General features: G+C 70.0%; 23 protein-coding genes and 1 tRNA gene. 23 read left to right on the top strand and 1 reads right to left on the bottom strand.

Annotation, left to right across the window (positions count from 1 at the left end):
• Positions 1–58: 58 nt before the first annotated feature.
• The 10 genes from AB0C36_RS21485 (at position 59) to AB0C36_RS21530 (ending at position 5065) form a co-directional block, all read left to right on the top strand.
• Complete coding sequence (locus AB0C36_RS21485; RefSeq protein WP_358356318.1) at positions 59–352, top strand: hypothetical protein; 294 nt, start codon at positions 59–61, stop codon at positions 350–352.
• Positions 349–525: a hypothetical protein gene (locus tag AB0C36_RS21490; RefSeq protein ID WP_358356319.1), complete on the top strand. Its 177-nt coding sequence runs from the start codon at positions 349–351 to the stop codon at positions 523–525. The genes AB0C36_RS21485 and AB0C36_RS21490 overlap by 4 nt, the downstream gene beginning before the upstream one ends.
• On the top strand, positions 522–1433 hold the full coding sequence (locus tag AB0C36_RS21495) for a hypothetical protein (protein ID WP_358356320.1): 912 nt from the start codon (positions 522–524) through the stop codon (positions 1431–1433). Before AB0C36_RS21490 ends, AB0C36_RS21495 begins: the two co-directional genes overlap by 4 nt.
• Positions 1430–1636: a hypothetical protein gene (locus AB0C36_RS21500; protein ID WP_358356322.1), complete on the top strand. Its 207-nt coding sequence runs from the start codon at positions 1430–1432 to the stop codon at positions 1634–1636. Before AB0C36_RS21495 ends, AB0C36_RS21500 begins: the two co-directional genes overlap by 4 nt.
• Entirely contained in the window at positions 1633–2046 is a 414-nt protein-coding gene (locus AB0C36_RS21505; RefSeq protein ID WP_358356324.1) for a hypothetical protein, read from the top strand. Before AB0C36_RS21500 ends, AB0C36_RS21505 begins: the two co-directional genes overlap by 4 nt.
• Entirely contained in the window at positions 2043–2327 is a 285-nt protein-coding gene (locus AB0C36_RS21510; RefSeq protein WP_358356326.1) for a hypothetical protein, read from the top strand. Before AB0C36_RS21505 ends, AB0C36_RS21510 begins: the two co-directional genes overlap by 4 nt.
• On the top strand, positions 2315–2833 hold the full coding sequence (locus AB0C36_RS21515) for a hypothetical protein (protein ID WP_358356327.1): 519 nt from the start codon (positions 2315–2317) through the stop codon (positions 2831–2833). Before AB0C36_RS21510 ends, AB0C36_RS21515 begins: the two co-directional genes overlap by 13 nt.
• 75 nt (positions 2834–2908) lie before the next feature.
• Entirely contained in the window at positions 2909–3058 is a 150-nt protein-coding gene (locus AB0C36_RS21520) for a hypothetical protein (protein ID WP_358356329.1), read from the top strand.
• An 11-nt stretch (positions 3059–3069) separates the two neighbouring features.
• Positions 3070–4206 (top strand): T4 RnlA family RNA ligase, encoded by a 1137-nt coding sequence (locus AB0C36_RS21525; RefSeq protein ID WP_358356330.1) that lies wholly within the window; start codon positions 3070–3072, stop codon positions 4204–4206.
• 97 nt (positions 4207–4303) lie between these two features.
• On the top strand, positions 4304–5065 hold the full coding sequence (locus AB0C36_RS21530) for a hypothetical protein (RefSeq protein WP_358356332.1): 762 nt from the start codon (positions 4304–4306) through the stop codon (positions 5063–5065).
• Here AB0C36_RS21530 and AB0C36_RS21535 read toward each other — a convergent pair whose 3' ends face one another.
• Entirely contained in the window at positions 5066–5248 is a 183-nt protein-coding gene (locus AB0C36_RS21535; RefSeq protein WP_358356334.1) for a hypothetical protein, read from the bottom strand. It abuts the gene before it with no gap.
• Positions 5249–5335: 87 nt separating this feature from the next.
• Here AB0C36_RS21535 and AB0C36_RS21540 point away from each other — a divergent pair, with 87 nt between their 5' ends.
• From AB0C36_RS21540 to AB0C36_RS21600, 13 genes are all read left to right on the top strand, one after another.
• Positions 5336–5998, top strand: a complete 663-nt coding sequence (locus tag AB0C36_RS21540; RefSeq protein ID WP_358356335.1) for a hypothetical protein — start codon at positions 5336–5338, stop codon at positions 5996–5998.
• Positions 5999–6140: 142 nt separating this feature from the next.
• On the top strand, positions 6141–6398 hold the full coding sequence (locus AB0C36_RS21545; RefSeq protein WP_358356336.1) for a hypothetical protein: 258 nt from the start codon (positions 6141–6143) through the stop codon (positions 6396–6398).
• Positions 6399–6447: 49 nt separating this feature from the next.
• The gene (locus tag AB0C36_RS21550; protein ID WP_358356338.1) at positions 6448–6726 is read left to right on the top strand and encodes a hypothetical protein; all 279 of its coding nucleotides are present in this window, start codon (positions 6448–6450) and stop codon (positions 6724–6726) included.
• Positions 6727–6828: 102 nt separating this feature from the next.
• On the top strand, positions 6829–7005 hold the full coding sequence (locus AB0C36_RS21555; RefSeq protein ID WP_358356339.1) for a hypothetical protein: 177 nt from the start codon (positions 6829–6831) through the stop codon (positions 7003–7005).
• Positions 7005–7229 (top strand): hypothetical protein, encoded by a 225-nt coding sequence (locus tag AB0C36_RS21560; protein WP_358356341.1) that lies wholly within the window; start codon positions 7005–7007, stop codon positions 7227–7229. Before AB0C36_RS21555 ends, AB0C36_RS21560 begins: the two co-directional genes overlap by 1 nt.
• Before the next feature lie 139 nt (positions 7230–7368).
• Positions 7369–7560 (top strand): hypothetical protein, encoded by a 192-nt coding sequence (locus tag AB0C36_RS21565; protein ID WP_358356343.1) that lies wholly within the window; start codon positions 7369–7371, stop codon positions 7558–7560.
• Between the two features lie 41 nt (positions 7561–7601).
• The gene (locus tag AB0C36_RS21570; protein ID WP_358356345.1) at positions 7602–7754 is read left to right on the top strand and encodes a hypothetical protein; all 153 of its coding nucleotides are present in this window, start codon (positions 7602–7604) and stop codon (positions 7752–7754) included.
• Positions 7755–7865: 111 nt separating this feature from the next.
• On the top strand, positions 7866–8300 hold the full coding sequence (locus tag AB0C36_RS21575) for a DUF6221 family protein (RefSeq protein WP_358356346.1): 435 nt from the start codon (positions 7866–7868) through the stop codon (positions 8298–8300).
• A gap of 129 nt (positions 8301–8429) precedes the next feature.
• Complete coding sequence (locus AB0C36_RS21580; protein WP_358356348.1) at positions 8430–9059, top strand: DUF4352 domain-containing protein; 630 nt, start codon at positions 8430–8432, stop codon at positions 9057–9059.
• Positions 9060–9174: 115 nt separating this feature from the next.
• Entirely contained in the window at positions 9175–9504 is a 330-nt protein-coding gene (locus tag AB0C36_RS21585; RefSeq protein ID WP_358356349.1) for a hypothetical protein, read from the top strand.
• Positions 9501–9779, top strand: coding sequence for a hypothetical protein (locus AB0C36_RS21590; RefSeq protein WP_358356351.1), 279 nt, complete (start codon positions 9501–9503; stop codon positions 9777–9779). The genes AB0C36_RS21585 and AB0C36_RS21590 overlap by 4 nt, the downstream gene beginning before the upstream one ends.
• A 207-nt stretch (positions 9780–9986) precedes the next feature.
• Positions 9987–10058 (top strand) — tRNA-Ile (locus AB0C36_RS21595).
• Positions 10059–10072: 14 nt separating this feature from the next.
• Positions 10073–10360 carry a hypothetical protein gene (locus AB0C36_RS21600; protein WP_358356353.1) on the top strand — a complete coding sequence of 96 codons (288 nt, stop codon included), beginning with the start codon at positions 10073–10075 and terminating at the stop codon, positions 10358–10360.
• Positions 10361–10545 lie beyond the last annotated feature (185 nt).

Consider the following 10545-nt stretch of genomic DNA (forward strand, 5'->3'; position numbering starts at 1 on the left):
CCCGCAACGGCCCGGCTGTCGCCCCCCGGCAGCCGGGCCACCCACCCCGGAGACACGCATGGACACCATCGCCACCACCATCTGCGGCCACAACGACTGCACCCGACGCGTCGACCAGGCCGAACACCAGCTCTGCGGCACCACACCCGGCCGGCCCGGAGGCATCGGCTGCGGCCACTGGTACTGCGACCGGCACCTCCACACCGACGTCAGCACCGTCGCGTACACCTGCGACACCTGCCGCGACCAGGCACTCCGCCTCCCCAAGGCCGCCGCCGGACTCGCCGAGTCCCACCCCGCCGCGCTCGCTGCCGGCCTCGCCCACCTCGCCGAACACACGGAGACCCGATGACCTGCGACGTGTGCAACCTGCCCGACATCCACGACGGCCAAGGCGACGGCATCGGCTCGTGCGAATGCCCGCGCTGCGACTGCGGCGTGGCCTCGTGGTCGTCGCTGTGCACCTGCCCAACCGAGGACGACGCCAGCTACTGGGACCCGCAAGACGAGGAGCCCCCGCGATGACCGAGCCGATCCCCGCGCACAGCCACGCAGCAGACAGCGACACGGCAGACAGCGACGTGGCGTGCGACCACGAGTGGCCGTCGGATGACGTCGCGCCGAACTACCTCTGGTGCGTCAACTGCGGCCACCACGAACGCTTGTCGCCGGTCGTGCACCCGACCGGGAAGTGCCCCGTCCCGACCGCGAAGTGGGTGCCGCGCAGCCCGTACTTCACCCGCGACAACGTGACGATCCTGCCCGACAGCGGACCGCCGCTTCCGAAGATCTTCGGCGAGGAAGCCGACCGGCTCGGCGACCAGCTCGACGCCGAACGCGAGGCCGCCGCCCAGGACATCCCGCCCGGCGAGAACGCGGAGGACTGTCCGTACTGCGGCAGCGACCTGCCCTACCCGTGGATCTGCAAGGGCCACCCGGCGGCGTACGCCCAGGCGATGGACCTCGCGCGAGGGCAGGAAGACGACGACCGCCTCGACGCCTTTCGCGTAGCCCTTACGCGCGGCGAACGCTGGCCGCTCGACCGGCTGACGGACCCGATGGTTGAGGTTCTGTACGACGAGCACGCGATGCTCCGGAAGCGCAACACGGGCGACGAGATCTGGCAGGTCCAGTCAGCGGAACTGCTCAAGATGCTCGCCGACCGGGACGTACAGCGCTCTGGCCGCGACCACCTCATCCGAGGCATCCGGATGCTCGCCGACGACCTGACCAAGCTCGAAGCGACAGTCACGCCGGACGAGATCCAGGCCGCCCTGCGCAACCTCCTCGGTCAGCACCGCGACCGCGTGCACGAGACGTCCTGCCCGGAGCACACCCGCTTCAAGGTCTGCTACTGCGACTGCCGGACGTGCCGACCCGACGGGGTGTGCGCCTGCCCGCACTGCGGCGAGAAGCACCCGGACCAGCCGTGACCCACGACCACGACGACTGCCCGACCCCGACCTACGGCGCCCGGTGCACCAGCGGCGTCGTCTACGGCTACTGCGGCGCCGACGTGTGCACCGAGCCGGACTGTGTGGACATCGGGCACTGCGAATGCGCCTGCCACCACGGCCAGACGTGCGGATGCGGACACGTGTGGCCCGCCAGCGACGACACCACGGAGATGACATGACCGACAAGCCCGACGACGCAGACAAACTCGGCGTGTACCTCCATGACCGCGTCGACTACGACGACCACTGGGGCACGTGCATCGCCACCGACGTCACCGTCGTCGCCCAGTACGCCCTCGACTGGCTCGCCGCCCACCCCGAGACCGCGTCCGCGCTGTGGCCGGACGGCGTCGAGATCTACGTCGACGGCAAGTGGGTGTCCGCCGCGTCATCCGAAGTCGTCGCCAAGATCCGGCGGCTCGAAGGCGAAGCGCGCGCCGCCCACGCCGCAGCCGACAAGCGCATCGCCGACGCCGACCAGCGGATCAAGGACCTGCAAGCCGAGTTCGCCCGGCAGCGCCGCGTCTACGAAAGCCGCATCGAACGCGCCCAAGCCGCCCTCCACCAGCCCACCCAGGAGCAGTCGTGACCAAGCAGCCCGAGCACCGCGCCATGCCCAACCGTGGCACCGGCGGAGGGCGCATCGCGTGCAGTTGCGGCCAGTGGCGCTCCGAGTACGGCGACGCCCTCAGCAACGAGCGCGCCGCCCACCGCGCCCACTGCGCCGAGATGGCCGCAGCGGTGAAGCCGACGGTGCTCGAACGCCTCGCCGAACCGGTCCCGCTGCACCTGTCGCGTGGGCTCTGGTACCTGATTGCGGCAGGACTCGCCCTGAGCGCGTTCAACACCGTCTGCGGGTGGGTGCTGTGACCCACCACCCGACCGAGGCCAACCGGTCCCACTGGTGGCTGACTGCGTGGGGCAGTTGGCGTCGGCTCCACGCCGTACCCGCCGACGAACTCACCCAGCAGCAGCACCGCGACAGCATCGACCGGGGCGACCCGATCGTCCGGTTCACCGCGTGCGGCAGCCGGATCGCGCTCGCCGTCCCCGGCATGGGATCCCGCCTCAGCCTGCGCCGCTGCGTGCCGTGCTGCCGACGTCTCGGCATCCGTGGAGGGCGAGGGACGCCCGCGAACGAGCGGAACACGCTCAGCGTCGACATCGACGTGCGCGTCCCGGACTTCAAGGCGGCGACCGCCAACCCGTTCGAGCCGAACGTCCGCACCTGCAACGACTGCGGTCAGCCGTACGTCGCCGGATGGGCCGACATCTCGCAGTGCTTCAGCAGCCTCACCATCGACGGCCAGACCACGCAGGCGTTCAGCGTAGCCACCAACGAGACGCACTCGCCCTGCCCGGCCAAGCCCGCCTGACCTGCCCTCGGGGCTTGCCGCAGCCTCCCCGCCGCGACAAGCCCCACCGAAGCGTACGGATTACGAAAGGCCACCATGTTCCGCTTCATCCTCGGCACGTTCCTCGGCGTCCTCGCCGGAACCATCGCCACCCGGTACGTGACCGACCTGCAAGCCGGACTCATCGGATTCGGCGTCGCGCTGCTCATCTGGGTCGGCGTCAGCATCCTCGACGAACTCGCCTGAAAGGCCAGACCGTGACCCGCAAGCTCGCCGACGTCATCCCGCCCGACGAACTCGCCCAGGACATCGCCGACGGCTACATCCGCCGCCGCACCCACCCCGGCATCTCCCTGTCGATCTACACGTACACCGAGGCGTGCACCTACGCCGAGCACTGGACCACCGCCACCCGCCTGTGCCGAGGCCTCATCGTCGACGACAGTACGGATGAGATCGTCGCGTGGCCGTTCCCGAAGTTCTTCAACCACCACGACCACGTCAACGGCAAGCCGTTCGCCCCGCCGCTGCCCGACGAGCCGTTCGAGGTGTACGACAAGGTCGACGGATCGCTCGGCATCGTCTTCCACTACCGAGGACGCTGGCTCGTCGCCACCAAGGGATCGTTCGAGTCCGAACAGGCCAAGTGGGCGCAACGCTGGATCGACGACCACGACGCCGGGGCTTTCCTCACCCCCGGCTGGACGTACCTCACCGAGATCACGTACCCGGAAAACCGCATCGTCGTCCGCTACGACGGACCGGGCACCCTCAGCCTCCTCGGCGTCTACGACCAGGACGGCACCGAAGTCCCCGTGACCCGCGTGTGGGACGACTGGAACCTTGCGGGTGGCGCAGTGGTCGAGCCCTTCGCTGCCGAGTCCCTTGCCGCCGTCGTGCAGGCCGCCGCCGAAAGCCGCGACTTCCACAGTGGCCTGCCTATGCCCGGCAACGAGGACGAAGGTTGGGTCGTGCGCTTCCAGTCCGGGCTGCGCGTCAAGGTCAAGACCGCCGAGTACGTCCGCCTCCACGGCGTCCTCTCCCGCACCAGCCCCCGCACCATCTGGGAAGCACTCGCGGCAGGAACTGACCCCGCGTCCCTCCTCGGCACCGTCCCAGACGAGTTCCGCGACTGGGTCGAGAAGACCGCCGCCGACCTCCAGGGCGCGCACGCGCGATGGGTCTACGGCGCCCACGCCGATTACGCGGCGTTCGCCGACTTCACCGGCGACCGGAAGACGTTCGCGCACCACGCGCAGTCCAGCCCATACCGGGCCGCCCTGTTCCGGCTCCTCGACGGACGCGACATCACCGAGCTCGCATGGCGGGCAGTCAAGCCCGAGCCCGCGCTGATCGACACCGTGCCCAGCCCGTGGACGCCCGGCGAGGGATGACATGCGAAGGGCCCGCCGCGCCAACGACGGGCCCCGGAGGAACGCACAGCCCGGGTCAGGAGCCGCAACCAGCGTAGCCCCGCCGCGAGGAGCCACCGTGCACACCGACGACACGCCTGTATGCCCGCGACACACCAGCCGCCACGGCACCCCCGTCTGGTGCACCCCCTGCACCGACCAGATCCGCACCGCCCTCGTGGAACTCCCCGCACTCCACGCCGAACTCGACCAGATGTACGGCACCACACCCCGCCGCGCCGACCGCCGAGCCACCGGCAACCCCCCGCCCATGCCACGCCGCGAATTCGGACTCGCCGACGAAATCGCACGCGCCCTCGACTCGTGGGCACGCCTGTGGGCCGACCACCTCTCGGAGAACCCGCCCGAGAAATGGAACCCGCTCAACGACCCCGTCGACATCAGCGCAAAGCCCATCGGCCTCTACACCAACCGCGCCGAACTCGTCTGGGAACGCCTCCAGCAAGCCCGCGCCTACCACGACCTCCACCACCGCAGCGCACCCCGACCCGTCCTGCGCCCCCGCATCGCAGCCCGCTACCTCAACGCCCACCGCACCAACATCGACATCCTCGCCACACCCGGAGCCCGGCCCCTCGGCGAACACCTCCAAAGCCTGTGGAGCACGGCCCGCAACGCCGTCCCCGCCAACCAGCCGCAGAAGCCCAAGACCACACACCGGCGCTGCACCGGCGTCTGCGAAGGCTGCGACAGCGCCAGCCTCTACCGCACCAGCGACGACGCGCTCATCCACTGCTGGCAGTGCCCGCGGACCATGACCGAGGACGAGTACCGGGCGTACGCGCAGAGGGTCAAGGCCGTGTACTCCGGGGCGGCGTAGCTACTCGGCGTCCGGCCGGCGGGGCGGCTGGGCGTCGGGCCGGCGGACGAACCACTCCATGAAGCGCCGGACTTCGGCGGATCGGTCGCTGCCGAGGGATCGGCACGCCTGGTCGAAGTCGGCGATGAGGTCGTCGTCGATGCCGCGGACGACGCGCTGCTTGTGCTTGTGAGCGTTGGCCATGAAAAGAATCATGACAGGTGGCTTGCCACCCGTCTAGAGGCATGTCATATTGGAGGTGGCAAGCCACCCCGGATCAGGGAGAACGCCATGAACTACACACTCCGCAGCATCGAGATCGTCCGCGACGGCGACGGCATGACGTACGACGTCCTGGAGGACGGCGAGCACCGCGGCTGCGTCATCGACGAGCGCCACGCCGGCCTCGCCCGCGGCGGCTGGGCCGCATGGACACCGCGCAACCCCGGCAACGGCCGCCGCGACGGCGTCGTGGGGTTCTACGCCACCGCCGAGGAGGCCGCCGACGCCATCCTCGACACCTGGCCCGCCCCCGCCGGACCCAAGGGTGAGACCGAGCCCCGCGCCCAGTGGCGCGCGATCCACCTGCGCGCCCTGCCTGCCGGTCGCCGCCGCGCGGTCGCCGCGCACGCCGCGCGCCTGCACACCGAGGGTGGCCGCACGCCCGCGAGCTGCTGGAAGGCGGCGATCGACGCCGACTGGAGCGCGCAGCTCGACGCGTCGCCGGTCCCCAGCGAGGACGAGTTCGTGCGCTGCGTCTCGGTGCTGGGCGGCGACGTCCACGACGCGCCGCGCGAACAGGCCGGCGACCCGCACATGCTGCCGATCTGCCGGACCGGCGACATGACGAACCGCGGCACCCGCTACCGCGAGACCGGCGGCGAACTCACGTGCCAGCACTGCATCGCGCAGCGCGACCGCCGCGCGGAGCGTCGTGCCCGCCGCGCCGCATAGGACGGTCGCGGAACGGCTGTTGGAGCCGATGCGCCGAAGGGATCGAACTCCCCGACGGCGCGCGCCCGGGGCGCGCCCCATGGCCCCCAGGCCTCCCCGCTGGGGGGCGTGGAGTGCGCCGGGACCGCGCGATCATGGACCCATGACCGACGGCCTCCGCCCCGCACCCCGCGGCAAGCTCGGCGCACCAGTCCACCGACAGGAACTGGTCGCCGAGTCCGTCATGGCGCGCATCGACGGGGTGTGGGTGCCGGCCGACATCATCGCCCAGCGGCAGACACGGCCGGACGCGCCGTGGGAGGTGTGCCTGCAGTACACGCCGCGGCGAGGGAGCAACTGCCTCGGCTGGTTCGTGGCGGACCCGCAGTACCTGCGCGAGGACGAGCCTGGCAGCGACTGAAGCGACCGTTCCCCGGACGCGTGTCGCACCGGCAGCGCATCCTGAGGGCATGGCCGGCGACCTCCCGCTCATCGACGCCCTCATCGACGGCATGCCCCGGCGCGCCGAACTGATCTGCTACGTCGACACGGCGGACGGGCGGAAGGGCCGGATCTGCTGGTACGAGCGGGTCGGCGACAGCGACCCCGAACCGGTCACCGTCACCCTGCCCGAGGTGCTGCTCATCGACGTGCCCGGTGTGGACTACGGGGACGTGCCGGTCATCGAGGCGGAGGCCCGGCGCACGGGGCGGGTGGCCACGGGGTGGGACTGGCGGCGGACAGGGTGATCCTTTGGGGCGACTTTGGGGAAGGGCTTGCAACTATGACTCACGTGAGGCATAGTTAGTGGTGTCAGCAAGGCCCGGCACCACAACCCCGAGGAGCCCGCCATGTTCACCCAGACCGACCTCCGCAACCAGGTCATCACCGCCACCGACGCCAGCGAAGGCACCTACGACGTCGACGCCATCGTCGAAGAGATCCAGGACACCTACGGCACCGTCGACGTCGACACCCTCGACCACCACGAGTTCTGGGACATCGTCTTCAAGCACGTGACCGCCTGATGGCCGAACCCGAACTCTGGACCATCGACCAGGCCGCCGAACACATCGGCGCCGCATCCACCGGCAGTGCACGCAAGACCCTGTCCCGGTGGGGCGTCACCGCAGTCGGCTACCAGCGGCACCCCGAATCCGGGCGCCCCGCCGCCCGGTACCTCGCCGACGACGTCCGCGCCGCCCACGCCAACCGGCCCGGACGCGGCGCACGCACCGACCTCCAGCAGTAGCCGCACACGACGAAGGCCCGCCTCGAATGGGACGGGCCTTCGCCACGCAGCGGAACCCACCGCCCGCGCAGGTTCGCGAGAGCCGATGATGCAGGCAGCGTAGAGGGCGGGGCCGACAACAGCGGTGCGACACTGGACCATGCGCTTCCGTCTCCTCGAAGCCGCCGACCGTGTCGCGCACTTCCTGTACGAGCCCGCGACCCTCGGCCGCCGCTGCGTCGCCTACCCGGCCAGCCGCGACTGGCTCCACCGCATCCGGCTCATCCCCACGGCGTGGTTCGTCGCCATCTGCGACCGGTACGAAACCGCGCTCACCGGAGACGCGAGCTGACCATGCGCTTCCGCTTCCCGCGCCTCCGACGCCGAGGCAACATGCCCGCGACCGGGTCCGGTACCGCGTACTGCGGCACCTGCGGGCGCGGCACCCGCTACGGCACCAACGGACCCGACGCCCAGACCGTGCAGTGGCTCATGGGCGGGCACGACTGCGAACCGCCCGGGCTCATCGAAGGGATCGGTGACTGACGTGCGCTTCCTCATCCGCTGCTGGGACGAGATCGCCTACCGCGACCCGGCGCGAGCATGCCTCGCGCTCGCGGGGATCCTCGGGTGCATCGCAATCATCAGTGGAGTGACATGACCGACGACCTTGTGGCGTGGTTGACGGAACAGCTTGACCACGACCAGCGCATCGCCGAGAGCACCCGGCAGGCAAGCCCGAGCTGGCAGAACTTCGACATGGACGGCGAGCTTCGCGACGACGTCAACGCCGGAACCGTGTGCATCGCAGGCGACGCCGACCGCGCCCACATCGCCCTGCACGACCCCGCGCGGGTGCTGCGGGAGATCGCGGCGAAGAAGGCAATCATCAAAGCCCACGGCCCCCACCTGCTGTACCACCAGGTCGTGAAGGACTACGACGGCAGCCAACGCCTGGGCACGCTGGTCCGCTGTCGAAGCTGCGAACCACCGCAGGAGATCACCCGCGACACATGGCCCTGCCCGACGCTTCGCCACATGGCCGCCGTGTACGCCGACAGGCCCGGGTACGACGAAAGCTGGCGCCCCTGAGCGAACCGATTCGGCCAACTCCCTGACAGGGCACGGCGAAACCGGCAAGCTGGACCGCCTCAGGGTGGGGACCCTCCGCACAACCAGCGCGCCCACGCGCGCCCGCAGACGCCGAGCCCAGGGGGACACATGAACCGCGCCATCACTGCCCTCGCAGCCGCAGCAACAGCCCTACTCCTTGCCGCATGCAGCGACGACGGCGACAAACTCGTCACCCAACCCAACGCCCCGAGCATCGTCACCGCGCCCACCCAGCCCGGCGCGCCGCCAGCCGACGCACCCGCGGCCGACGCCACGACCCCAGCCGCTGCACCCAGCAGCACCGCGCCCGCCCAACCCCCAGCCGCCAAAATCGGCGACACCATCACCATCAAGGGCTCCACCGAAGGCAACAGCCTCGACGCCACCATCGTCAAAATCGTCGACCCCGCGGCCGCCAGCAACGAATACATGACCGCCAACGCCGGCCAACGCTTCGTCGCCGTGCAATGGCGAATCGTCAACAACGGCGTCCGACCCATCGACGTCGGCCCCACCTCCGGGTCGTCCGTCATCGACGTCGACGGCCAGCAGTTCAGCCCCACCTACCAGCCCACGACCGCAGGACCGGCCTACCCGTCGTCCTCGACGATCCCCGTCGGCGGCACCCGCCTCGGCTTCGTCGTGTACGAGGTGCCGAAAGCGTCCAAGATCCGCGAGATCCAGTTCGACCCCAGCATGGGACTCGGCTCGCAGATCGGCCAATGGACCGTGGGCTGACCGCGCGCCGACTTGCACGACGATCACCAGAGTGACACCATCTTTTCGGCACCCCATGCCCGAAAACGTTCGCCCCCAGGAACCCTGGGGGCGTTTTCGCGTCCAAGGAGGTGCCGTGTACGACGAGAACGAAGACCGCGTCCGCATCGGCATCAGCGCCGCCGCCTACGCCAAAGAAGTCGGCATCGACCGATCGCAGATCAACCGGTGGGCCACCCGCGGCTACCTCAACGCCGACGGCGAACGCGTCCACGTCAAGCCCGTCGGCTATCGCAAGGTCGGCAAACGCAAGTACCCCGTGTACGACCGCGGCGACCTCGCCGACGCCGAACGCGCCACCCGCGACCGCGCGCCCACCCTCCGAGGCGAACCGGCCATCGCCGCCCGCCAGTTGATGAAGCGGCCCCACCTCGCGAGCCAACTGCCCCGGGAGACAGCCGCATGATCGACGGATTCGCCATGGAGCCCTACCCCGACGGCGCAGACATCGAGATCTTCGAGCGACGCAACGGCACCACCGAAGGCGCCAACGTCGTCACACCCAACGAGATCCGCATCAACGGCGTCGGCGTCCTCATGCCAGCCGGCCGGGCGATCGTGATCGACCCGATCGACTTCGACCACCCGGCCGCCATCGTCACGGTCACCATGTACGCCAGCCGGGTCCGCATCCACCAGCACCCCGAAAACGACGTGGTGACCAAGGACGAGCCTTCGTAGTCTCGTTGCATGGGCGTTGAGCGCTGGGCGCGAGCGGGGCTGTAAACCCCGCGCCCTCACGGGCATGCGAGGTTCGATTCCTCGGCAGCGCACGGGCCAGGATGCTTGGCGGGTCGCTCCCGTGCAGGGCCTGGATAGGGCGGACCAGTCATTCGGATCGCACCACCCCCAGAACCATGTGGTGGTTGCCCCGTCGGCCCCGCCTGATGGCTTGTAGCTCAGAGGTAGAGCAGCGTCCTGATACGGCGTGCCGCGCAGGTTCAACTCCTGCCAAGCCAACGAAGGAGCCCCCGATGGCCAAGCGCGCCGACGTCACCACCGCCATGGTGCTGACCGCGATCCACGAGCACTACATGGACGCGTACGAACACCTCGCCAAGCGATTCCCGCCGAAGGTCGTCATCGCCGCGTTCTACCGCGACAACGACCGCGGCCTCATCGACTACGGCGTCAGCGCCACCCGCCCGTTTCTCACGCCTGAAGGTCGCGCGGCCCTCGGGGTTCCAGAACCGGGCTCCGGACCTGGGCACTTCGCTGAACTCCTGAGCCTTCTGGACGAGATGCGCAGGACGTTCGCGTAACCCCAACGGCCAACCGGCCGTTAGCAATCCGAGGCCCCGCAGCGCACCCCGTCGCTCCGGGGCCTCACCCATGAACGGGAGCGCTGCCGGCAGACGAGGGCTGTCGTCCCTGCTGGCCAGTACCGGTTCGACTCCGGAACGGCAGCGTCGCCTGAAACCCCGGCCGCCGCGCCCCGCCCCCGGGG

It is taken from the genome of Streptodolium elevatio, from assembly GCF_040649515.1.
Taxonomy (GTDB): Bacteria; Actinomycetota; Actinomycetes; order Streptomycetales; family Streptomycetaceae; genus Yinghuangia; species Yinghuangia elevatio.

Excerpts from the sequence above, each read along its gene's own strand:
- AB0C36_RS21490 (WP_358356319.1), top strand. The coding sequence starts at position 349 with ATGACCTGCGACGTGTGCAACCTGCCCGACATCCACGACGGCCAAGGC.
- AB0C36_RS21535 (WP_358356334.1), bottom strand. The coding sequence starts at position 5,248 with ATGGCCAACGCTCACAAGCACAAGCAGCGCGTCGTCCGCGGCATCGAC.
- AB0C36_RS21545 (WP_358356336.1), top strand. The coding sequence starts at position 6,141 with ATGACCGACGGCCTCCGCCCCGCACCCCGCGGCAAGCTCGGCGCACCA.
- AB0C36_RS21565 (WP_358356343.1), top strand. The coding sequence starts at position 7,369 with ATGCGCTTCCGTCTCCTCGAAGCCGCCGACCGTGTCGCGCACTTCCTG.
- AB0C36_RS21555 (WP_358356339.1), top strand. The coding sequence starts at position 6,829 with ATGTTCACCCAGACCGACCTCCGCAACCAGGTCATCACCGCCACCGAC.
- AB0C36_RS21570 (WP_358356345.1), top strand. The coding sequence starts at position 7,602 with ATGCCCGCGACCGGGTCCGGTACCGCGTACTGCGGCACCTGCGGGCGC.
- AB0C36_RS21540 (WP_358356335.1), top strand. The coding sequence starts at position 5,336 with ATGAACTACACACTCCGCAGCATCGAGATCGTCCGCGACGGCGACGGC.
- AB0C36_RS21575 (WP_358356346.1), top strand. The coding sequence starts at position 7,866 with ATGACCGACGACCTTGTGGCGTGGTTGACGGAACAGCTTGACCACGAC.
- AB0C36_RS21520 (WP_358356329.1), top strand. The coding sequence starts at position 2,909 with ATGTTCCGCTTCATCCTCGGCACGTTCCTCGGCGTCCTCGCCGGAACC.
- AB0C36_RS21590 (WP_358356351.1), top strand. The coding sequence starts at position 9,501 with ATGATCGACGGATTCGCCATGGAGCCCTACCCCGACGGCGCAGACATC.
- AB0C36_RS21560 (WP_358356341.1), top strand. The coding sequence starts at position 7,005 with ATGGCCGAACCCGAACTCTGGACCATCGACCAGGCCGCCGAACACATC.
- AB0C36_RS21485 (WP_358356318.1), top strand. The coding sequence starts at position 59 with ATGGACACCATCGCCACCACCATCTGCGGCCACAACGACTGCACCCGA.
- AB0C36_RS21600 (WP_358356353.1), top strand. The coding sequence starts at position 10,073 with ATGGCCAAGCGCGCCGACGTCACCACCGCCATGGTGCTGACCGCGATC.
- AB0C36_RS21505 (WP_358356324.1), top strand. The coding sequence starts at position 1,633 with ATGACCGACAAGCCCGACGACGCAGACAAACTCGGCGTGTACCTCCAT.
- AB0C36_RS21495 (WP_358356320.1), top strand. The coding sequence starts at position 522 with ATGACCGAGCCGATCCCCGCGCACAGCCACGCAGCAGACAGCGACACG.
- AB0C36_RS21550 (WP_358356338.1), top strand. The coding sequence starts at position 6,448 with ATGGCCGGCGACCTCCCGCTCATCGACGCCCTCATCGACGGCATGCCC.
- AB0C36_RS21580 (WP_358356348.1), top strand. The coding sequence starts at position 8,430 with ATGAACCGCGCCATCACTGCCCTCGCAGCCGCAGCAACAGCCCTACTC.